The organism is Brevundimonas sp. NIBR10, from assembly GCF_027912515.1.
GTDB lineage: Bacteria > Pseudomonadota > Alphaproteobacteria > Caulobacterales > Caulobacteraceae > Brevundimonas.
Genome location: NZ_CP115464.1, coordinates 2,711,628 through 2,731,419 on the forward strand (window position 1 = coordinate 2,711,628; position 19,792 = coordinate 2,731,419).

At 66.7% G+C, this 19,792-nt stretch carries 21 protein-coding genes and 2 tRNA genes; 11 read left to right on the forward strand and 12 right to left on the reverse strand.

What is annotated here, in order from left to right:
- Nucleotides 1–66: 66 nt before the first annotated feature.
- Genes O5K39_RS13345 through O5K39_RS13355 form a run of 3 tightly spaced genes read left to right on the forward strand, consistent with a single transcriptional unit; the run spans nt 67 to nt 1,640 of the window.
- The gene (locus O5K39_RS13345; RefSeq protein WP_271144108.1) at nt 67–735 is read left to right on the forward strand and encodes an aquaporin; all 669 of its coding nucleotides are present in this window, start codon (nt 67–69) and stop codon (nt 733–735) included.
- 51 nt (nt 736–786) lie between these two features.
- Entirely contained in the window at nt 787–1,314 is a 528-nt protein-coding gene (locus O5K39_RS13350) for a dihydrofolate reductase (protein WP_271144109.1), read from the forward strand.
- 2 nt (nt 1,315–1,316) lie between these two features.
- Complete coding sequence (locus O5K39_RS13355; RefSeq protein WP_271144110.1) at nt 1,317–1,640, forward strand: YbjQ family protein; 324 nt, start codon at nt 1,317–1,319, stop codon at nt 1,638–1,640.
- Between the two features lie 20 nt (nt 1,641–1,660).
- Here the strand turns inward: O5K39_RS13355 and O5K39_RS13360 are convergent, their stop codons facing one another.
- The 3 genes from O5K39_RS13360 to O5K39_RS13370 form a co-directional block, all read right to left on the reverse strand.
- Entirely contained in the window at nt 1,661–2,407 is a 747-nt protein-coding gene (locus O5K39_RS13360) for a sterol desaturase family protein (RefSeq protein ID WP_271144111.1), read from the reverse strand.
- 97 nt (nt 2,408–2,504) lie between these two features.
- Nucleotides 2,505–3,602, reverse strand: coding sequence for an NADH:flavin oxidoreductase (locus O5K39_RS13365; protein ID WP_271144112.1), 1,098 nt, complete (start codon nt 3,600–3,602; stop codon nt 2,505–2,507).
- A gap of 179 nt (nt 3,603–3,781) precedes the next feature.
- Nucleotides 3,782–4,324, reverse strand: a complete 543-nt coding sequence (locus O5K39_RS13370; protein WP_271144113.1) for a DUF924 family protein — start codon at nt 4,322–4,324, stop codon at nt 3,782–3,784.
- Between O5K39_RS13370 and ilvC the strand changes: the two genes are divergently transcribed.
- Nucleotides 4,323–5,342: a ketol-acid reductoisomerase gene (gene ilvC, locus O5K39_RS13375; RefSeq protein WP_271144114.1), complete on the forward strand. Its 1,020-nt coding sequence runs from the start codon at nt 4,323–4,325 to the stop codon at nt 5,340–5,342. The genes O5K39_RS13370 and ilvC overlap by 2 nt on opposite strands.
- A gap of 17 nt (nt 5,343–5,359) precedes the next feature.
- Here ilvC and O5K39_RS13380 read toward each other — a convergent pair.
- Nucleotides 5,360–5,433, reverse strand: a tRNA-Gln gene (locus tag O5K39_RS13380).
- A gap of 281 nt (nt 5,434–5,714) precedes the next feature.
- Between O5K39_RS13380 and O5K39_RS13385 the strand changes: the two genes are divergently transcribed.
- Nucleotides 5,715–5,791 (forward strand) — tRNA-Pro (locus tag O5K39_RS13385).
- Nucleotides 5,792–5,850: 59 nt separating this feature from the next.
- Here the strand turns inward: O5K39_RS13385 and O5K39_RS13390 are convergent.
- A complete protein-coding gene (locus O5K39_RS13390; RefSeq protein WP_271144115.1) occupies nt 5,851–6,453 on the reverse strand; it encodes a sensor histidine kinase in 603 nt (200 codons plus the stop codon).
- A 150-nt stretch (nt 6,454–6,603) separates the two neighbouring features.
- Between O5K39_RS13390 and O5K39_RS13395 the strand changes: the two genes are divergently transcribed.
- Nucleotides 6,604–7,059, forward strand: a complete 456-nt coding sequence (locus O5K39_RS13395; protein WP_271144116.1) for a response regulator — start codon at nt 6,604–6,606, stop codon at nt 7,057–7,059.
- Between the two features lie 6 nt (nt 7,060–7,065).
- Here the strand turns inward: O5K39_RS13395 and O5K39_RS13400 are convergent, their stop codons facing one another.
- The 4 genes from O5K39_RS13400 to O5K39_RS13415 all read right to left on the reverse strand — a co-directional run bounded on the left by O5K39_RS13400 (nt 7,066) and on the right by O5K39_RS13415 (nt 12,516).
- Nucleotides 7,066–7,794 (reverse strand): exopolysaccharide biosynthesis protein, encoded by a 729-nt coding sequence (locus O5K39_RS13400; RefSeq protein ID WP_271144117.1) that lies wholly within the window; start codon nt 7,792–7,794, stop codon nt 7,066–7,068.
- 164 nt (nt 7,795–7,958) lie between these two features.
- Nucleotides 7,959–9,503: a glycoside hydrolase family protein gene (locus O5K39_RS13405; RefSeq protein WP_271144118.1), complete on the reverse strand. Its 1,545-nt coding sequence runs from the start codon at nt 9,501–9,503 to the stop codon at nt 7,959–7,961.
- A 135-nt stretch (nt 9,504–9,638) separates the two neighbouring features.
- Nucleotides 9,639–11,048 carry a magnesium transporter gene (gene mgtE, locus O5K39_RS13410; protein ID WP_271144119.1) on the reverse strand — a complete coding sequence of 470 codons (1,410 nt, stop codon included), beginning with the start codon at nt 11,046–11,048 and terminating at the stop codon, nt 9,639–9,641.
- Nucleotides 11,049–12,318: 1,270 nt separating this feature from the next.
- Nucleotides 12,319–12,516 (reverse strand): hypothetical protein, encoded by a 198-nt coding sequence (locus O5K39_RS13415; protein ID WP_271144120.1) that lies wholly within the window; start codon nt 12,514–12,516, stop codon nt 12,319–12,321.
- Between the two features lie 324 nt (nt 12,517–12,840).
- Here O5K39_RS13415 and O5K39_RS13420 point away from each other — a divergent pair, with 324 nt between their 5' ends.
- The 5 genes from O5K39_RS13420 (at nt 12,841) to O5K39_RS13440 (ending at nt 17,380) form a co-directional block, all read left to right on the forward strand.
- Complete coding sequence (locus O5K39_RS13420) at nt 12,841–13,830, forward strand: mechanosensitive ion channel family protein (RefSeq protein ID WP_271144121.1); 990 nt, start codon at nt 12,841–12,843, stop codon at nt 13,828–13,830.
- Between the two features lie 4 nt (nt 13,831–13,834).
- Nucleotides 13,835–14,851 (forward strand): beta-eliminating lyase-related protein, encoded by a 1,017-nt coding sequence (locus O5K39_RS13425; RefSeq protein ID WP_271144122.1) that lies wholly within the window; start codon nt 13,835–13,837, stop codon nt 14,849–14,851.
- Between the two features lie 12 nt (nt 14,852–14,863).
- The gene (locus O5K39_RS13430) at nt 14,864–15,085 is read left to right on the forward strand and encodes a DUF433 domain-containing protein (RefSeq protein ID WP_271144123.1); all 222 of its coding nucleotides are present in this window, start codon (nt 14,864–14,866) and stop codon (nt 15,083–15,085) included.
- A complete protein-coding gene (locus tag O5K39_RS13435; protein ID WP_271144124.1) occupies nt 15,082–15,441 on the forward strand; it encodes a DUF5615 family PIN-like protein in 360 nt (119 codons plus the stop codon). The genes O5K39_RS13430 and O5K39_RS13435 overlap by 4 nt, the downstream gene beginning before the upstream one ends.
- Before the next feature lie 97 nt (nt 15,442–15,538).
- Nucleotides 15,539–17,380, forward strand: a complete 1,842-nt coding sequence (locus O5K39_RS13440; RefSeq protein WP_271147160.1) for an ABC transporter ATP-binding protein/permease — start codon at nt 15,539–15,541, stop codon at nt 17,378–17,380.
- Nucleotide 17,381: 1 nt separating this feature from the next.
- On the opposite strand, the gene O5K39_RS13445 is transcribed toward O5K39_RS13440, so the two are convergent.
- From O5K39_RS13445 to O5K39_RS13455, 3 genes are all read right to left on the reverse strand, one after another.
- The gene (locus O5K39_RS13445; protein WP_271144125.1) at nt 17,382–17,864 is read right to left on the reverse strand and encodes a chemotaxis protein CheE; all 483 of its coding nucleotides are present in this window, start codon (nt 17,862–17,864) and stop codon (nt 17,382–17,384) included.
- Nucleotides 17,861–18,436: a response regulator gene (locus tag O5K39_RS13450; protein ID WP_271144126.1), complete on the reverse strand. Its 576-nt coding sequence runs from the start codon at nt 18,434–18,436 to the stop codon at nt 17,861–17,863. The genes O5K39_RS13445 and O5K39_RS13450 overlap by 4 nt, the downstream gene beginning before the upstream one ends.
- A gap of 62 nt (nt 18,437–18,498) precedes the next feature.
- Entirely contained in the window at nt 18,499–19,449 is a 951-nt protein-coding gene (locus O5K39_RS13455; RefSeq protein ID WP_271144127.1) for an acetyl-CoA carboxylase carboxyltransferase subunit alpha, read from the reverse strand.
- Nucleotides 19,450–19,792: the final 343 nt, after the last annotated feature.

The window sequence follows — 19,792 nt, forward strand, 5'->3', positions numbered from 1 at the left end:
TAAGATCCGGCGCATCCTGACCGCTGAGTCTGCACGACTGCGGACGACATGCCTCGGGAGGGCGTCATGGTGAAGAAGTTTTCGGCCGAACTGGTCGGGACGATGGTTCTGGTGTTGTTCGGGTGCGGGGCGGCGGTGCTGGGTCCCGCGCCGTTCGACCAGCTGGCGGTGTCGCTGGCCTTCGGGTTCGCCATCGTGGCCATGGCCTACGGCATCGGGCCGGTGTCGGGATGCCACGTCAATCCGGCGGTCAGTTTCGCGGCCTTCATGGCCGGGCGGATGTCGGCCAGGGACATGCTCGTCTACTGGGTCGCCCAGGTCATCGGCGCCCTGATCGGCGCCTTCATCCTGTCGCTGATCGCCAAGACGGGGATGAGCAACCTGGGTCAGAACGGCTGGGGGCCGGGCTATCTGGGCGAATACGGAATGCACGCGGCGCTGATCTTCGAGGTCGTCATGACGGCGATCTTCGTGGTCGTGATCCTGGGCGTTACGGGCGAGAAGGCGCACGGGCCGTTCGCGGGCGTGGCCATCGGCATCACCCTGGCGGTCATCCACATCGTCGGCATCCAGGTGACCGGCGTCTCGGTCAATCCGGCCCGCAGCTTCGGCCCGGCGGTGCTCGCAGGCGGGACGGCGATCGGCCAGCTGTGGCTGTTCATCGTGGCGCCGCTGGTCGGTGCTGCGATCGGCGGTTTGCTGTTCCGCTTGAAAGTGCTGGACCCGGACGCCTAAGCAGGATCGGGCGCAGCGGATGACGCTGCGCCCGCCCACCGGAGCTGCCCCATGATCGTCCCCGCCATCGCCCTTGTCGTCGCGCGTGGGAGGAACGGCGTGATCGGCGTGGACGGCGACCTGCCCTGGCGGCTGAGGTCCGACCTGCAACGGTTCAAGGCCGTGACCCTGGGCAAGCCCTGCATCATGGGGCGGTCGACCTGGGAAAGCCTGCCGCTCAAGCCGCTGCCCGGCAGGCTGAACCTCGTGCTGACGCGAGACCTCAGCTATCAGGAAAGCGGCAAGGCCAAGGGAGCGGTCGTCTGTTCCAGCCTGGACGAGGCCATCGACATCGCCCGCGAGACCGCCGTCGACGACGACGTCCACGAGGTCTGCGTGATCGGCGGCACCAGGGTGTTCGAGGCGGTCCTGCCCAAGGCGAAGCGGCTCTATATCACCGAGGTTGACGCCTCGCCTGAAGGCGACGCCTGGTTCCCGACCTTCGACGAAAGCCGGTTTCAGGAGACCGAGAAAGAGCGGCACGATGCGGGCGAAAAGGACGACCACGGCTTTACCTTCCGCGTTCTGGAGAGGATCTGACCATGCTGACTTCGACCACCAATGACATCGCCGGCCATCGCATCGTGCGCCACATCGGGGTGGTGCGCGGCATCACCGTGCGGTCGCGAAACGCGCTCAGCGACATGGTCGGTGGCCTGCAGTCCATGCTGGGCGGCCGCGTCGGGGCCTATGTGAAGCTGGCCGAGATGGCGCGGCAGGAGGCCTTCTCCGAACTGATCCGGCACGCCGAGGCCGAGGGCGCCAACGCCATCCTGGCCATGCGCTATGACGCCAACGAGATCATGCCGGGCATCACCGAGGTGCTGGCCTATGGCACGGCAGTCGTCGTCGAGCCGGCAACTTAGTCGGCTACCGCGCAGTCGCGTTACTTGAGGCCGGGCTGGTCCCTGATTTCAGGCATCGCATCGGTGCCGCACAGGCGGTCCCAGACGCGGAAGAACAGGCCGAAATTGGTCTTCATGTGGGTGTGATGGCGGCTGTGGTGGGTGGCGGTGATGAACTGGCTGCCCGGGCCTGATCGCACCCAGCGGTCGGGCCAGAGCTCCCAGCCGCAGTGGTTCATGACCGCGCTGGCCGTCATCACGGTCAACAGCACCGCCAGCATCCAGATGTTCAACGGGACCACAAACGCCAGTACCGGCAGCAGCCAGGCGGTCAGCACCGCTTCCGCCGGATCGAAGGCAAAGCTGGCGAAGGGACTGGGGTCGCGGGCCCTGTGATGGGCGGCATGGGCCCAGGGGAACAGGCTCCGGTGATGCAGCAGCCGGTGGGTCCAGTAGTAGTGGGTGTCCTGTACGATCAGCAGCAGGACGAAGCTGAGTGGCAACCACCACAGCGGATACGCCGCCGGATCGAGATACAGTTTCGTGCCGCCCGCCTTCCAGGCCTCCAGGGCGATCGCGGCGGGCAAGGCGTAGATCGGCGTGGACAGCAGCGAGTAGCGGACCTCGTGCAGCATCAGTTTGCGCGACGGCCGATCCCGGTTCAGGCGGCGGCCGAGATCGTTCGCCCGACCCCACAGCAGCCACCAGACCCCGCCCGCGACCAGCAGATAACGCGCCCCGATGATGAGGCTGAGCCAGGCTGTAGTGATGGCGACGGGGAGGAGCATGGGGACGTGATCGGTGCTTAGGGGCTCGTGATTAGTGGCTGAGGTCGACCGGCTTCAATCAACAACCACCAGCCACGAACCACCGCGCGCGCGACGCCTAGTAAAGCACGCCCAGCGCCTCGCGGGTGAAGTCCTTCAGGTCATCGTGACGGCTGTCGCGGACCTTTTCGACCCACTGCGGATCGGCCAGCAGGGCGCGACCGACGGCGACGAGGTCGAACTCGTCGCGCTCAAGCCGTTCCAGCAGACCGTCGAGCGAGGCGGGCTTCGAGCCCTGGCCTGCGAAGGCGGCCAGAAACTCGCCGTCCAGACCGACAGAGCCGACGGTGATGGTCGGCTTGCCGGTGATCGTTTTGGCCCAGCCGGCGAAGTTCAGGTCGGAGCCCTCGAACTCCGGTTCCCAGAAGCGGCGCTGCGAGCAGTGGAAGACATCGACCCCGGCTTCGGACAGGGGATTGAGCCATTCGGCCATCTCGTCCGGCGTGCCGGCGATCCTGGCGTCGTAATCTTGTTGCTTCCATTGGGACAGACGCAGGATCAGGGCCATGTCCTCGCCGACGCCTTCACGCACGGCCTTGACCACCTCGACGCCGAAGCGGTTGCGGTCGGCGATGGTCGATCCGCCCCAGGCGTCCTCGCGCCCGTTCAGCCCGTTCCAGAAGAACTGGTCGATCAGATAGCCATGGGCCCCGTGGATCTCGACGGCGTCGAAGCCGAGCTCTTTCGCCGCGCGGGCCGACTTGCCGAAGGCCGAGATGGTGTCGGCGATGTCTTCCTCGGTCATGGGCTCGTACTTGACCTTTCCGGGGGCGGTCATGCCCGACGGGCTGTCGACCTGACCCTCGGGCGTCCAGTCCGGGGCCTGGCCGCGAGCCGAGCCGACGTGCCAGATCTGGGGCGCGATCTTGCCGCCGGAGGCGTGAACCTCTTCGACCACCTTCTTCCATTCGGGCAGGGCCGCGCCGTGGAAGAAGGGCACCTGGACGTCGTTGCGGGCAGCGGGACGCTCGACCACCGTACCCTCGGTCACGATCAGCCCGACCCCGCCCTCGGCCCGCCGCCGGTAATAGGCCGCGACATCCTCGGTCGGCACGCCGTTGGGTGAGAATGACCGGGTCATCGGGGCCATGACGATGCGGTTTGGCAAGGTCAGGGACTTGACGGTGAACGGACGGAACAGGGCGTCGAGAGACATGGGAAAGCCTTGCAGTGATCTGGAACAGACAAGGTGGCTATGGCCGTTGCGTTTGAAAACCCTTGGCGGACGATTTTCTGAAAGCGATTTTGGGTCGTGCGAAGGGAAGCAGGGAATTTGGTCCACGGCCCTGTCTCGTTTCTCGTCTCCATTCCCGGGGAGACGGGCGGCATCATCGGTTACCCCGCAAACCCGCCCTGATTCAGGAAAGCCTGTTCCTCTGCTGTCGTTTGTCGCCCCAGAGCCTTGTTTCGATGCGGGAAGCGGCCGAAGCGGACGATGATGTCGCGGTGGATATGGGCGAACTTCAGGACCTCTGGCATATCGGAGGACAGGGTCACGGCCGTGTCCTGGTCGGTCAACTCTTCGGAATGCTCGAAGGGGGTCACGAAGAACTGTCGCAGGTCCGGATCGAACGTCTGAGGCCAGCCGCGATCCCAGGCCTGTCGGGCGAACATCAGGCCCAGCGCGTCCGTGGCGAACTGGTGCGCCGTGCCGCGAAAGCTGTTCCGGGGATACTGGTCCAGCAGGATCATCAGGGCCAGGGCACCCTCGGCCGTCTCCGTCCAGTCGTCCAGCTCGCGCCGGGCGGCGGCCCAGTGCAGGGCGTGGCCAGCGTCGCGGAACTCGCGGTCGAACGCCTCGTCCTTGGCGTACCACTTTTTCGGACCGGCCTCTTTCCAGAAGGCGACGACGGATGAAGGCGTTATGAGGTTGGCCATGACCGAGACACTACCCAATCCATTGCCCGTCTTCCACGATCGCGACTGCGACCTGTCGATCATTCGGGGCAAGCGGGTCGCCGTCATCGGATACGGCAGCCAGGGCCGAACCCACGCGCTGAACCTGCGGGACTCCGGTGTCACCGACATCGTCGTCGGGTTGAAGGCCGGCTCGGCGACCCGGGCCAAGGCGCAAGGCGACGGCTTTCCAGTCATGACCGCAGGCGAAGCGGCATCCGGTGCCGACGTGGTCGCGTTCATGGTCTCGGACGAGGCCCACCGCGACCTGTATCGCAACGAGCTTGAGCCGAATCTGAAGCCAGGCGCGGCCCTGATCTTCGCCCACGGACTGTCGGTCCGATTCGGCCTGGTGACGCCGCGCGCCGATCTCGACGTCATCCTGGATTCGCCCAAGGGCATCGGGCCGCGCATCCGCGACCTGTACGAGGCCGGGGAGGGGGTCTTCTGCCTGTTCGGCGTGCATCAGGACGCGACGGGCGGGGCCCACGCCCTGGGCCTGTCCTATGCGGCGGCCCTGGGGTGCGGGAGGAAGGGCATTCTGGAGACCACCTTCGCCGCCGAGTGCGAGAGCGACCTGTTCGGCGAACAGGTCGTGCTGTGCGGCGGCGTCGGCGAACTGATCGACGCGGCCTTCATGAAGCTGGTGAACGCCGGCTATCCGCCCGAGGTCGCCTGGTTCGAATGCTTCTACGAGGTCAAGCTGGTCACCGACCTGATGTACGAGCGCGGCATCGCCGGGGCGTTCGCCAAGATATCGAACACCGCCGAATACGGGGCCTATCTGACCGGACCCCGCATCATCGGCGAGCCGTCACGCGCCGCCATGGATCAGGTGCTGTCGGAGGTTCGGTCCGGCGCTTTCGTCGGTCGTCTGATGGCCGACTATGACGCAGGCTCGCCCGAGCTGCTGGCGCGGCGTCGGGCCCTGGGTGAACGGACGATCGAAGGGGTCGGGGCTCACCTGACGGCGATGGCCTCGGCAGCGAATGATGCCTGACGACTCAGGAAGGCGGATGGCTGGGGAACTAGGACTCGAACCTAGAATGACGGTACCAAAAACCGGAGTGTTACCATTACACCATTCCCCAGCAGGTCCGGCGTCCCGCGGGCCTCGGCTCGCGGGAGGCGGTCGAATACGCCAAGGGGGCGGGGGATGCAACAGCACTTTTTGCGTTGCGCTACCGCCCATAGGGCTAGTTGAGCGCATTGGGTTTTCTAGTTGCGCTAGCGACCGTCAGCCGGCTTGAGCGCGGAGCATTCTTGTTTGCGCTATCGCCCTTCGGGCTACTTGAGCGCGGGACATTTTTCGCCTCGGGGCGAAGTCTGCTTGCGAGGGTCAAACCCCGTCGCTATAAGCCGCGCCTCAAGTCGGAGTGTGGCTCAGTCTGGTAGAGCACTGCGTTCGGGACGCAGGGGTCGGAGGTTCGAATCCTCTCACTCCGACCATTTTCTAGAAGCGACGTCGTCGGGGCTGCCAGAGCCCGGGTCGCTGTTCCCACAAATCGTCAGTGGCGTTGCTGGGGCCCCAAGGGCAGCCGGATGCGGACGCCGACACCGGCCTCGGGTGCCGTCTCGACCGTCATCACCCCGCCCAGATGCTCGACCAGGCCCGCGACCAGGGCCAGCCCGTCGCCATGGACCATCTCCACTACCCCGACGCCCGAATCGCGCACGACCAGGCTGACGCCGTCCGGCGACTGGGAACAGGCCACGGCGATCGAGCCCCGCCGCCCATCCGGGAAGGCATGGCGCACGGCGTTGGAGATCAGTTCATGGGCGATGATGGCCATCGGCAGGGCATGGCTTTCCGGGATCGCGGACGAGGCGGCGCGCACATCGATGCGGATCGCGTCGGCGGTGCCCGTACGTCGCCAGAAATCGACGGCGTCTTCCAGATAGCCTGAAAAATCGATCGGCCCGGCCTCGGTGATTCTGCGGTTGATCAGGGTCAGGGCGGCGGTCACGTCGCTGAGCCAGGTCAGGTGACGGCGGCTCTCGGGATCGTCGACACTGCGCAGCCGAATCCCAACCAGCGCCTGGAGCAACTGATAGCCGCCCAGCATTCTTCGCTGGAGTTCGGCGATACGGGTTTCCGCTTCTGCGGCCATGCACCTCTCCAGGACGTCGAGAAATCGAAGCATTTCATAGCGTGGCGAGAACCAAATCGCCAAGCGCGCGTTTGAAGTGTTCGGTAACCGACAGAGTAATGTTAACCGGCTTTCGGGGCTGTATGCCGGGTGTCTGGACTGGGGCGAATTTTGGCTGGCACAGCCGACCTGCGGGTCATGATCGTGGAAGACCAGGCCATCCTCGCGATGGAGCTGGAGATGGTGCTTACCGACGCCGGTTGCGACGTCGTGGGCTGCGCCATGGACCGTGCCGGGGCCTTTGCCGTCGCCGATCGTGAACGACCCGACCTCGCCCTGGTCGACGTCAATCTGCTGGACGGACTGACCGGCCCCCAGATCGCCAAGCGGCTGGTCGAGGAATACGGATCCGCCGTCGTCTTCCTGACCGCCAATCCCGAACAGATCCCGGACGGTTTCGCCGGTGCCCTCGGCGCCGTGTCAAAGCCGTTCGATGAACAGACGATCTGCGCTGTCGTCGCCTTTGCCCGGCAGTTCATCCGCCTGAAGACCGTCGGGGCACCGCCGCGCCGGTTCCGGCTGGCCCCATGGCTGACGACGCCGCCTGCGGACGTCGCGCCGCACTGAGCGGGCCTAGTTGAACAGCCCCACGGCCCAGCCGGCCAGACGATGGACGATCTCCGACACCGTCGCCCAGACCAGAAAAAGATAGCCGGCGCTGAGCGCGGTCCCGGCCACGCCCAGCAGAACCGCGACCCCGTCCTTCTGCATTACTCCTAAGGCAAAGAAGACGATCGCCAGGCCGGGCAGGGCGTCACCCAGCGGCACCGGCAGGGCCATCATCATCGCCAGCAGGACGCACGCGATGCCCATCAGCACCTCGGCGACCGGCCCGTTCAGGAGTGGCAGGCGCGGCCGGGTCAGGTTCTCCGCCGATCTCAGCGCGCGGATCACCGTCATCCCGCGCGGATGCCTGCGGACCAGTCGCCGCACCCAGCGGGCAAAGTGATAGCGGGCCTGGGTGCCGCCCAGGCCGATCCGGAACTCCCGCGTCAGAACCCATCGCCTCAGCCAGCCGGGGGCCGCGAACGGGGTGGTCAGCAGCTTGATGTAGGCCGTCCGGCTCACCGAGGCCTTGAGCAGCCAGCGCGGCAGCCAGACCTCGTTGCGCTGAAAGGCCAGCTCCAGGGCCAGCAGGATGATGGGGGCCGCGAACACCGCCTTGCCGCCCGGGGGCCACGGCAGCAGCGCCATCAGGGCCAGGACCAGGATCAGGGCCCCGATGCCCCGATCGCCGAAGGCCTCGACCACCTCGTCCAGCGTCAGCGACGGGTTCTCGCCGCCGCCGAGGTCTTCGAGCACCTGGGAAAAGGTTCGGGAGGTGGAAATGGGACGAGGCGAAGACATGCGGGGTCAGGAGCGGGACCCAACCGGCCCGTGCCGTCATTTAGGATCGGCGGCGTCCGCGCGCCACCCGTCCGATCGTGATCGGTGCGGGAAATCGCAAAAGGATCGCAGGCGTGGCTTCAGTCGTCGGCACGACCCAGGCGGCGATACAGATTATAGGCCGACACCCCGACGCAGGCGGCACCGATGACGGCCAGAACCCAGGCGATGATGGTGATGTCGCTCGAGCCCGAATCCGCCTGCGACGCCTTGCGGAAGGCCGCCATCGACATGCCAAAGGACAGCAGGCCGAAGGCGCCCATGACGAGGTACAGGCCGGTCTCGCGCCATTCGAGCTTCAGCGGCGCATCGCCGATCATCTCGTGCCGGATCATCTGGTGCGCGCCGAGCCGCAAGGCACCGTCATCCTCGAACAGCGGGGTGTCGCTCGATGTCGGTTCGTCGTGGGGCCAGACCAGACGCGGCGTCGTCACCATCGCACTCTCGTCGAGCGGGGTCAGGACCAGCAGGTTTTCCGCAGCCTGAGGCGCGGCGGCCGCGATCGAGGGCTGAAACGTCGGGATCTCGATGGGCGCGGGCTCTGTGATCCCATCGGTGTCGGCCGGCTCGACCGGAACGGGCTTGATCAGCTCGAGGCCCGGCACGGGGGCGGTCAGCCCGGGCAGGGGGCCGACGATGTCGCCGGCATAGGCCGAGTACCTCTGGCTTCCAGGAACGGTCCCGGTTGGCGACAGGCTGGTGGGCGCAACTTCGGCGTCGGCACCGGCCAGGAAATCGTCGGAGGCCTGGGCCGTCGGATCGAACACGCTGGGATGATGCGGCTCAGGCAGATCGGCCGCGATGGCGTCGGCGTCCAGAGGCGAGGCGTCGTCCGTGACGTCGTCGGGCGGTCCCTCTCCGGCGTCCAGCACCGGGGTCGGATCGGCAGGGACTTCGCCGGTATCGTTAGCGCTCGGCGTTTCGAGAACGGCGGCTGAATCGTCTGCCTCGACGCGAGAGGTTTCGATGTCATTCGGACGATCGTCGCTTGCGGGCCGATCGATCAATGCCGTGTCCGCAACTGCGGTCTCGACTTCGGGCTCGGGCGACGCGGGTGCCGGGATCGTGTTTTCCGCCGCGGGCACCGTGTTGGCGTCAGCGTCGGTTTCGGACACCGGGGCGCTGATCTCGGGCACGCTGAGGGGCGGTGGCGGCAGGGGCGCTGACAGCAGTTCGGCCAGGGCGACCGGCCGGTCCGGGTCGGCGACGAACAGGGCGCGTTCGGCGGCGCGGCGACGCATCCCCGCATCGGCCGGCGACGGGTCGGCCCACCCGATGATGGCGTCGGCGGCCTCGCCCTGAGCACCGGCAGTCAGGCGCGACAGCACGTCGGACGCCTGGAAACGGTCCAGGCCGATCGAATGGACGAAGCTGGCCAGGGCGTCGAACTGGTGCTGGTTCAGCGAGGAGGGAACGTCGTTCAGGGCGGCGGCGACAGGCAGCAGGTCGTATTGCAGCAACAGCTCGGCATCGCCTTCCGACACCACCCCGCCTTCGCGAGCCGACAGGGTGTGGCCGTATCCGATGACCCAGCGGCCGTCGTCGCGGCGCACGGCATGGGGCCGGAAACCCTCGAAACTCTTGATCAGGATGATCCCCTCGCGGGAAATTTTCAGTCGCTGCATGACGGGTTCGGACACTGGATTGACCCAAATCGAGACGGACGCGCTCGCCCGGGGAGGGAACCAGCAAGGGCCGCGCCGCCACTATGCGCAGGCGCCGAGGTTCGCAAACCGAATTCCACCGGCGGGCGGCCGACCTCAGATCAGGACGATCGTCGCCAGCCCCAGGAAGATCAGGAATCCGAAGAAGTCCGTCGTCGCCGTGACGAACACCGCCGAGGACACGGCCGGGTCGAACTTCAGCTTCGACAGGGTGATGGGCGTCAGCACCCCGACGGTGGCCGCGACGATCAGGTTCAGCACCATGGCCGCGCCGATGACCAGACCGATCTTCCAGTTCTCGTCCCGGAACCAGATGGCCGTGGCGACGCCGATCAGGGGGGCCAGGATCAGGCCGTTGGCCACGCCGACCACCAGCTCGCGCATGAAGGTCCGGGGGGCATTCGAGCTGTTCAGTTCGCGGGTCGCGAGCGCGCGCACGGTCACCGTCAGGGCCTGGGTGCCCGCATTGCCGCCGATGGCCGAGACGATCGGCATCAGGATGGCCAGGGCGACGATCTGCTGGATGGTGCCCTCGAACCAGCCGATGACGCTGGCCCCGATCACGGCGGTGAACAGGTTGATCGCCAGCCATGGCACCCGACCGCGCACGATCTCGGTGACCGACGAGCCCCGGTCCTCGTCGCGCACCCCGGCCAGGCGCAGGATGTCCTCGCGGTTCTCTTCCTGGATGATGTTGACGATGTCATCGACGGTGATCTGGCCGACCAGCCGTCCGGCGGAATCGATCACCGGCGCCGAGATCAGGTGGTATTTCTCGAAGATATAGGCGACCTCTTCCTGGTCCTGATCGACGGCGATGTCGTTGATCGGCTCCATGATCTCGGTCAGGGCGACGCTGCGCGCGCTGCGCAGCAGGCGGCTGATGGGCAGGCCCCCGACCGGCCGGTTCAGCGGATCGACCACATAGATGTCGAAGAACAGTTCGGGCAGGTCGTCGCCCTGGCGCCGGATATGGTCGATGGTGTCGCCGACGTTCCAGAAGGCGGGCGCGGCCATGACCTCGCGCTGCATCAGGCGACCGGCGGAATCCTCGGCGTATCCGAGCGAGCTTTCGATCGCGGCGCGGTCGCCGGCCGGCATGGCCGACAGGACCTTCTCGCGCTGGTCGTCCTCCAGGTCCTCGACGACGGCGGCGGCGTCGTCGGAATCCAGCTCCTGAAGCGCCTCGGCCAGGGTGGCGTTGGGAACGCGCTCCAGCACCTCCTCGCGGATGTTGTCGTCGAGCTCCGGCAGGGTCTCCGCCAGCAGTTCGGGCGGCAGCCACAGCACGACCACGGCCCGGTGCTCGGCCGTCAGAAAGCCCATCAGGTCGGCGACGTCGGCAGGGTGCAGGTCTTCCAGCAGCGACCGCAGCCGCATGCCCTGGCCATCGTCGGCGGCATCGACGACCTTCTCGACGAAGGCGGCGGTCAGGACATAGTCCTCGTCCAGCGCCTCGTGGTCTTCGATGATGACGTCAGGGTCGAGAGTGGTCTGGTCGCTCACGCGGGGGCCTCCCTCTCTCGATGGTCTCAGCCTTGGTGGAAGCCGGTATCTATCCCTGATTCGTCGATCGCTGGTGCGGTCGAAACGCACGCCATCGGCGTCGCCTAGTTGCCCATGCCGGCTCAAAGGTCAAGCGCCGCAAGGCTTTGGGCGGTCCAGTCCGGAGGTGGTCGATGCCGCGCGTCCTATTTCGGTCTGACAGGTGGACTGGGTCATGCGGCCGAAGGGGTTGAGGTAGGCAGCGGCCGGGAAGGCCGTGACCTTTGACCCCACCATCCTGGACGCCATCAAGGTGGTCGGACGGCTGCTCGCGGCGGCCGAAGTTGCATAACTCGGCCGCCCGATCCCTTGCCGCACAAGGGATCGTACCGAATTCGAGGCCCCCGAACGCGCCCAGGGTCCACGGTGTGTTAGGCTCGTCTCGCACCGGTCTTTGACATCGCCAGATCGCCCACAGGGCAATGCGAGTCCGGACTCAACGGACTCAACGGACTCAACGGACTCTGTCTTTTGAGTCCGGACTCTTCGGACTCTTCGGACTCTTCGGACTCTATTTTTTGAGTCCGAACTGTCCGATGGTCGTCAGATTAACCTGACGAAGCGGCCGTTCAGGAGCGAGCGGGATCGTTCGCCTCCTAAGCGGACCCTTCAGATGTCTCTTACGGGGGAGGAGCGGACCTCAGCGAACGCTACCGACGATCATACCGCCAAGGTTCTTTTCCGGTTTCATCGCGAACGCCAAATGCAACGAGCCGTCCATTCCTGAACTTGGCGAAGTCGCCTGCCGAACCTCCAGGCTGATTCGCTACGAGGATGGTTTCAGCGTCCAAACGACGAACGTAGCCGCCCCCATCCACACGGACCGGGACAGGTTTTCTTTCGCCGGTCTCACAAATCGTGATGAGAGTGGACCAGTGACAGTGAAATGCTCCGGCCACCTCGAATGTCATTGGCTGAACAGTCGTGGAAGGCTGACCCAAAGCGGATGGCCCGGTGAACGTAAAGCTGGTGTCGCGAGGCGGTAACGGCTGCCGAAGCTTCACGGTGGCTATCACGGCCCCTTGGTCGTTGAGAGAAACGAATTCCTCGCGAGAGAGGGGCGGGTTCGCACACGCACATAAGGCGGCAAATGCGACGAACGTCGCCCAGATGGTTTGCAGGCTAGCTTTGCTCACCCGCTCATATGAGGCGACCTTCTGAAGGTCCGCAATGGGTCGAAACCCGTCAAACACGCCATGCCGGAACGCAGTCGGGCGAGCGCGGGGGAATTTCAGTAGCCGTACCGGGTGGGGTCTTTCAGGATCGTGTCCGCTATCCAAGCCGGCTGGGATAGATCGACTTCTGCCAGCAGGCGGATCATGGCGTCACGGTCGCGAGAGCGTGTCGCGACCGAGAAGGCATCCATCAGACCTGCCGTGACCAATCTCTCGTTGGTCGTCATGGCCGAGTAGTCGGGCTGCTTGTCCATGCGATCCGTATAGCGGGATGGGTCTTGTCAGCTAAGGGTCGTAAGCCGTCATCGTCATGCCGCCCACCCGCTGACCTTCGGTGCCGTGCCCTCAAGGCCAGCCCTCTGCCCGACCCGTCATTTCAGACCATTCAGACCTTTCAGACCCTGCATTTTTCGCAGCAGCGCCGGCACCAAATCCAGGTTTCAGACCATTCGGACTTTTCAGACTCCTGTTTTCAGCACGGCAGTCCCCGGCCGCTCAGCCCCCCACCCCAACCCGCATCACTACGAAATCCCACCCACCGGGTTCCATTCCGGGCCTGAGGCGTTAGACCCCGCTGCATGTCGTCGCCCGTCTCAAACTCCGTTTCCCAGGCCGTCGCCGCCGGTCAGAAGGCCGTGGCCTTCGATGCCGCCATGATCGCCAAGATCACCGACCTGGCCGGTCAGTTCGCGGTCAGCGCCTCTATCGCCGTCATCATCCTGATCGTCACCATCTTCGCCTCGAAATGGGCGGCGGCGGGGACGCGGCGGGCGCTGGGGCGGGTGCGGGGGTTCCGGCACGACCCCACGGTGCTCAGCTTCGCCGTGCAGGTGGTGCGGGTGATCGTCCTGCTGATCGGCTTCATCGCCGTGCTGCAACGGCTGGGGGTCCAGACGACCTCGATCATCGCGGTCCTGGGGGCCGCCTCCCTGGCCGTCGGCCTGGCGTTGCAGGGCACGCTGTCGAACGTGGCGGCGGGGATGATGCTATTGATCCTGCGTCCCTACCGCGTCGGCGATCTGATCAATATCAACGGCAACATCGGCAAGGTCACGCGGCTGGATATGTTCACGACCCAGATGGTGGACGCCAACAACGTCAAGATCGTCGTGCCCAACAAACTGGCCTTCGACGACACCATCCTGAACCTCTCGGGCCAGAAGACCCGCCGCATGGAGCTGAAGATCAGCGTGGGGTACGGGGCCAACCTCAGCCAGGCCCGCGACGTGCTGGTCGCGGCGGCAGCCGGCATCGCGGAAGTGCTCAAGGACCCGCCGCCCTGGGCCGGGGTCACCAATCTGCTGGACAGCGGGGTCGAGGTGACGCTTCAGGCCTGGACCCTGTCCGGCGACTACTGGCAGGCCCGCGCCGACGTCTTCCAGGCGGCCAAGGAGGCGCTGGATACCGCCCGAATCGAGATCCCCTTCCCGCACCAGGTCGCCGTTCCCTACGGCTCCGAACCTGGCCTGTCCGCCTATGTCGAGGGGGCCGCCGCCCTGCCGCACCGGTCCTCGACCTCGCCCGACGAGACCTCCGCCGACCATCACCAAGACCCCAGTGAAGCCTGACCCCATGCGTTACGATTTCGGTTCCGACAACACCGCCGGCATGGCCCCCGCCGCCCTTGAGGGCGTCGTCGCCGCCAATGCCGGGTTCGCCCGGGCCTATGGCGCCGACGACATTACTGCCCGGGCCGCCGACCAGATCCGCGCCCGCCTGGACGCCGACGCGGAGGTCCGGTTCGTGTTCAGCGGTACGGCCGCCAACGCCATCGCCCTGTCCATGCTGGCCTTTCCGTTCGAGGCGGTCCTGGCCCACCACGCCGCCCACGTCTGCACCGACGAGACCGGTGCCCCGGGCTTCTTCGGCCAGGGCCTGGGCCTGATCGGACTGCCCGGTCTGTCGGGACGGATCGAAGAGACCGCCTTGCTGGCCGCCCTTGAAGAGCCCGAGGTCGGCCATCGCCAGCCCGCCGCCGCCCTGTCCCTGACCCAGTCCACCGAATACGGCACCGTCTATTCCGAGGAGGAACTGCGCCACCTGATCGAGCCGGTGAAGGCGCGCGGCTATGGCGTCCACCTCGACGGTGCCCGCCTCGCCAACGCGGCGGCAGCGGGCTTCGACCTGACCCAGATCGCGCGGCTGGGCGTCGATGTGCTCGTGTTCGGTGGGGCCAAGGCGGGTGCAAACTGCGCCGAGGCCATCGTCCTGTTCGACAAGTCACTGGCCCGGCGCCTCGACAACCGCCTGAAACAGGCCGGCCAGACGGCGTCCAAGGCCCGGTTCCTCGCCGCCCCCTTCCTCGGCCTGCTCGAGAGCGGCGACTGGGAGGGCGGCGCCGCCCATGCCAACCTGATGGCCCAGCGTCTGGCCGAAGGGATCGCCACCCGGTCCCCCTTCGTCCTCGCCCACCCGGTCGAGGCCAACGCCGTCTTCGTCCGCATGCCCGAGGCCGCCCACGCCCGCCTGAATGGGCTCGGCTGGGCCTGCTACCGCTTCGACGACGGCTCCGTCCGCTTCGTCTGCTCCTGGGCCACGCAGGCCGAGGCGGTGGACGAACTGCTGGAGGCGATCTCTGGCATTTCGTGATAGGGTGTGGGGATGGAACACCCTCGCATCTCTCGTGACCCCGCGATCATGATGGGTAAGCCCTGTGTGACAGGCACACGGCTGACGGTTGAACACATCTTGCGGGCGCTGTCTCAAGGCGTGTCCATCGATGTCGTTCTTGAGGAGTATCCCCGCTTGAAGCGGGAAGACGTGCTCGCTGCCGTCGCCTACGCTGCCGACTACCTCCGCCAGGAAGGTCTCATTGCTGCGTGACACGTCACAGGTTGTTTGCCGATGAATGTTGTGCGCGCAGCTTGGTCCTGATGCTCCGGTCACTCGGCCATGACGTTCTCTGGGCCTTGGAAGACGGCCACGGACTGTCGGATGTCGAGCAGGCCCGCCGGGCGTTCACGGAGAAGCGGATCGCGGTGTCCGCCGACTATGATTTTGGTGAACTGGCTGCTCGGCGGATGGAACCTTTCATCGGGCTTATTCTGTTGTCGCCGAGTTTGGAGATGGAAGGGGAAGCCACTGAGGTGCTGGCCCACCGTATTCACGACTGTCTTCTTCGGGCGACCGGGCACATCCTGATCCTCGAACCCGAAAGGGTTCGCGAACGACCCCTTTGATGGCTTTCCCATCTCCCCGACGCAGCCCATATGGCACCCCATGACCATGAGAGGCGTCGAGCGCGGGGGCAGGAGCCGGGACCCCGACACCAAGGCCATGATCGGCAAGCCGCCGGTCGAGAAGGCCGAGGACCCCAACACCCTGGCCGCCCTCACCGACCTCGTGCGGCTGGTCGGCCGTTCCGAGGCACCGCAGCTGCGCCTGCGGCTGGTCCTGTCGATCCTGCTGACCCTCGGCGGCAAGGCGCTGGGCGTCGTGGCGCCGCTGGTGCTTGGCGCGGCGGTCAATCATCTGGCCCGGGATCAGCCGACCGAGGTGGCGATCGGCCTGGGCTTTGCCGGGTTTGCGGTCGGCTGGGCCCTGGTCCGGTTCCTGTCGTCGGCGGCACCCCAGATCTCGGACGTAGTCTTCGCGCCCGTGCGGGCTGCGGCCCAGAGGCGGACGGCGGCCGAGACCTTTGCCCACGCCCTGAACCTGTCGCTGGACTTCCATCAGACCAAGCGGTCGGGATCCCTGTCGCGCACCGTCGACCGGGGATCGAGGGCGGTGGACTTCCTGCTGCGGATCCTGGCCTTCAACCTGATCCCCACGGTGCTGGAGCTGGTAATGGCGGCGGCTGTCCTGGGGGGCAAGTACGACTGGCGGTTCGCGGCCGTCGCCGTGGTCGTGGTGGTGATCTATACTGGCCTGACCTTCGCCATTTCCAACTGGCGGATCGAGCACCGGCGAACGATGAATGCCGCCGACACCGAGGCGGCCGGTCTCGCGGTCGATGCCTTGCTGAACTACGAGACCGTCAAGTCGTTCGGGGCCGAGACCCGTGCGGCCGCCGACTATGACCGGGCGCTGGGCGTCTACAATCAGGCCTCGCTGAAGGCCAATACCTCCCTGGCCCTGCTGAACGGGGTGCAGGGCCTGATCATGAATGTGGGCCTGGGCGTCATGGCCGTCATGGCCGGGTTCGAGGCGGCGGCGGGGCGGATGGGGCCCGGCGACGTGACCGCCGCCGTCCTGATCATGATCTCCCTCTATGCGCCGCTGAACATCCTGGGCTTTGCCTATCGCGAGATCCGTCAGTCGCTGATCGACATGGAGGAGATGCTCAAGATCACGCGTCAGAGCCCTCAGGTCGCCGACGCCCATGGTGCCCCCGACCTGCCGCCGCCGCGTGATGCGCGGGGGGCTTCGGTGGTGTTCGAGGACGTGTCGTTCCAGCACGACGCCCGGGCCAGCGGGCTGGAGGATGTCAGCTTCATCGCCGCGCCAGGCACGACCACGGCCCTGGTCGGACCGTCGGGCGCGGGCAAGTCCACCATGGTCAAGCTGGCGCTGCGCCTGCTGGACCCGCAGGGCGGGCGGGTGCTGATCGACGGTCAGGACATGCGCGACGTCACCCAGGCCTCGCTGCGCCGCGCGGTATCGCTGGTGCCCCAGGACGTGGCCCTGTTCAACGACACCATCCGCACCAACATCGCCTTTGCCCGGCCCGAGGCCGACGATGCGGCGATCTGGGCGGCGGCGGAGGCGGCGGAACTGGCGGCCTTCATCCGGGCCCTGCCGGACGGGATGGAGACCCGCGTGGGTGAGCGCGGCCTGAAGCTGTCGGGCGGCGAGCGTCAGCGGGTGGGGATCGCCCGGGCCTTGCTGGCCGATCCCTGCGTCCTGATCCTGGACGAGGCGACCAGCGCGCTGGACAGCCGTACCGAGGCCGCGATCCAGAAGACCCTGCGTCGCGCCCAGGCGGGCCGCACGACCCTGGTGGTCGCCCACCGCCTGTCGACCATCGCCGACGCCGACCAGATCCTGGTGCTCAAGGCCGGGCGTATCGTCGAGCGTGGGGCGCACCACGAACTGGTGGCCCGGGTCGGCGGCGAATACGCCTCGCTGTGGAAGAAGCAGACGCGGGGTGCCCGCAATCCGGTTCCGGCCGTCGAATAGATCAGTCGGCCGACGCGCCCGGGATCTTGTGCGCTACGACCTGGGCCAGGCTGTCGAGGATCTGGCGTCGGGTGTCGCCGGCCTCGGGCGGCAGGGCGAGGATCAATTGCATGGCCTGGGCGTGGACGGTGACGATGCGCCAGTCGAAGGGCCTGTCCTCGGGGGCTGCGTCGACCAGGTCGCACAGGCTGGAGGCGGCGGTACACAGGTCGTCCCGCTGGAACGGATGGGCGGCGTCGATGACGGCGCTGGCCAGCTCATAGGCCGTGACACGCCGTCCCAATGCCTCCGGGCTGCCTGGCTCCGGCGGCACCAGCGCCATCAGGGCCGCGACCCGGTCGGCGACGATCTCCATGCCCCGGGCCTGCAAGGCCTGAACATTGTCGCGCGCCTGGGTCAGGGCCACGCCGATGCTGATGCCGCCGGGCGCATTGATCATGCTGGACAGGCGCGAGGTGCGGGGGATGGTCAGGACGACGCTCATGAGCCGTTCTCCGCGACCTCGGCCGCCTGTTGTCTGTTGAACTCGGCCAGCTTGCGCATGTCGCTGCGCCGCTCGTTCTCGTCGCGGGGAGTGGCGTCCTTGAACCGGCGGTCGGGGCCGCGGTAGTCGCCGACCTGCAGGAAGGGGCGGGCGTCGCGGGCCACCCAGATCAGCCGTTGCAGCAGGCTGGCGGGGCTGAAGGGCTTGGTGATCAGGAAGTTGGCCCCGCAGTCCCGCACGTCGCCCACCTTGGACTTGCGGACGTGGCCGGCGGTCATGATGATCGGGACGAAGGCGTTGGGCTCCAGGTTCGAGTTGCGCACCCAGCGGACCAGATCCTGGCCGTCCATGCCCTGCATCTCGGTATCGACGAAGACCAGGTCTACGGTGTGCTGCTTGAGGATCTCCATCGCCGCAGCGGCGGTGGAGCAGGTATAGCGCGCCTGGACGCCGAAGCCGCGCAGGGCCGCGACGGTCAGCTCCATGCTGAACGGCGAGTCGTCGACGACCATGGTGACGGCGTCGGTGAAGTTGAAGACCGCGCTCTCGCGCAGGTTCTCGGAAAAGCTCATGGACGACGCCGGACTTAAGACGCCGGAACGCTGTCAGACCGCGATGGAGAAGCGGTTAACGCTCAGCCCAGACGACCGATCGCATAGAACCGGTCGGACCGTTGCTTGCGCAGGGCGGCGGGATCCAGGGGGCTGAGCGCGGCCAGTTCCTCGGAGATGGCGTCGCCGACGGCATCTACGGCGGCGGTCGGGTCGGCATGGGCCCCGCCGACCGGCTCGGGGATCAGGCGATCGACGATCTTGAGGCCCAGCAGGTCCGGGCCGGTGATCTTCATGGCCATGGCGGCGTCGCGGGCGCGGGCCCCGTCGCGCCACAGGATGCCGGCGGCACCCTCGGGCGAGATGACCGAATAGATCGAGTGCTCCAGCATCAGCACCTTGTTGGCGGCGGCGAGCGCAATGGCGCCGCCCGATCCGCCTTCGCCCGTCACCGTGGTGATGAAGGGCACGCCGAGCGTCAGCCCGCGCTCGGTCGAGCGGGCGATGGCCTCGGCCTGACCGCGTTCCTCGGCCCCCAGGCCCGGATAGGCACCGGCGGTGTCGACGAAGCTGAGCACCGGCAGGCCGAACCGGTCGGCCAGGTCCATCAGGCGCACGGCCTTACGGTACCCTTCCGGCCGCGCCATGCCGAAATTGTGGGTCAGGCGGGTGGCGGTGTCGTGGCCCTTTTCGTGGCCCATGACGACCACGGCCTGGCCCCGGAAGCGGGCGAGGCCGCCCAGGATGGCCTGGTCGTCGCCGAACTGACGGTCGCCGCGCAGCTCGACATAGTCGGTGAACAGCTGGTCCAGGTAGTCGATGAAGTGGGGCCGTTCGGGATGGCGGGCGACCTGGGTCTTCATCCAGGGGTCGAGGTCGGCGTAGGTCTTGCGACGAAGCTGATCGGCCTTCTTCTTCAGGCCCGCGATCTCGGTCTCGAACGAGCCGGAGGTCGAGCTGAGCAGACCCAGCTCCTCGATCTTCTCCTCGAGCTCGGCGATCGGCTTTTCAAACTCGAGATAGTGGGTGGCCATGGGGCGTCCGATGAGGCGGGCGGGGAGGCCGCGCTGGAAGCGGCGGAACCTAGTGCCGGTAACGTCTTCGGGCAAGCGGGGGTTCGGAAGGGGCGGAAATCCGGGCGGGCAAGGTGGAGGTGGGCGGTTCGGCCGGCGGGTCTGGCGGTGTTCGACGGACCATGCGGCGGAAAAGCGGGTCTGAAAGGTCTGAACAGTCTGAATATGTAAAGCAAGCTTGACTCTTGCGGACTGTCCGGACTCAAAAAACAGAGTCCGAAGAGCCCGTTGAGTCCGTTGAGTCCGGACTCCTGTCCCTTCCGGGGTGGACGCGGGCTGATTGTCAAAGACCGGGGCGAGGCCG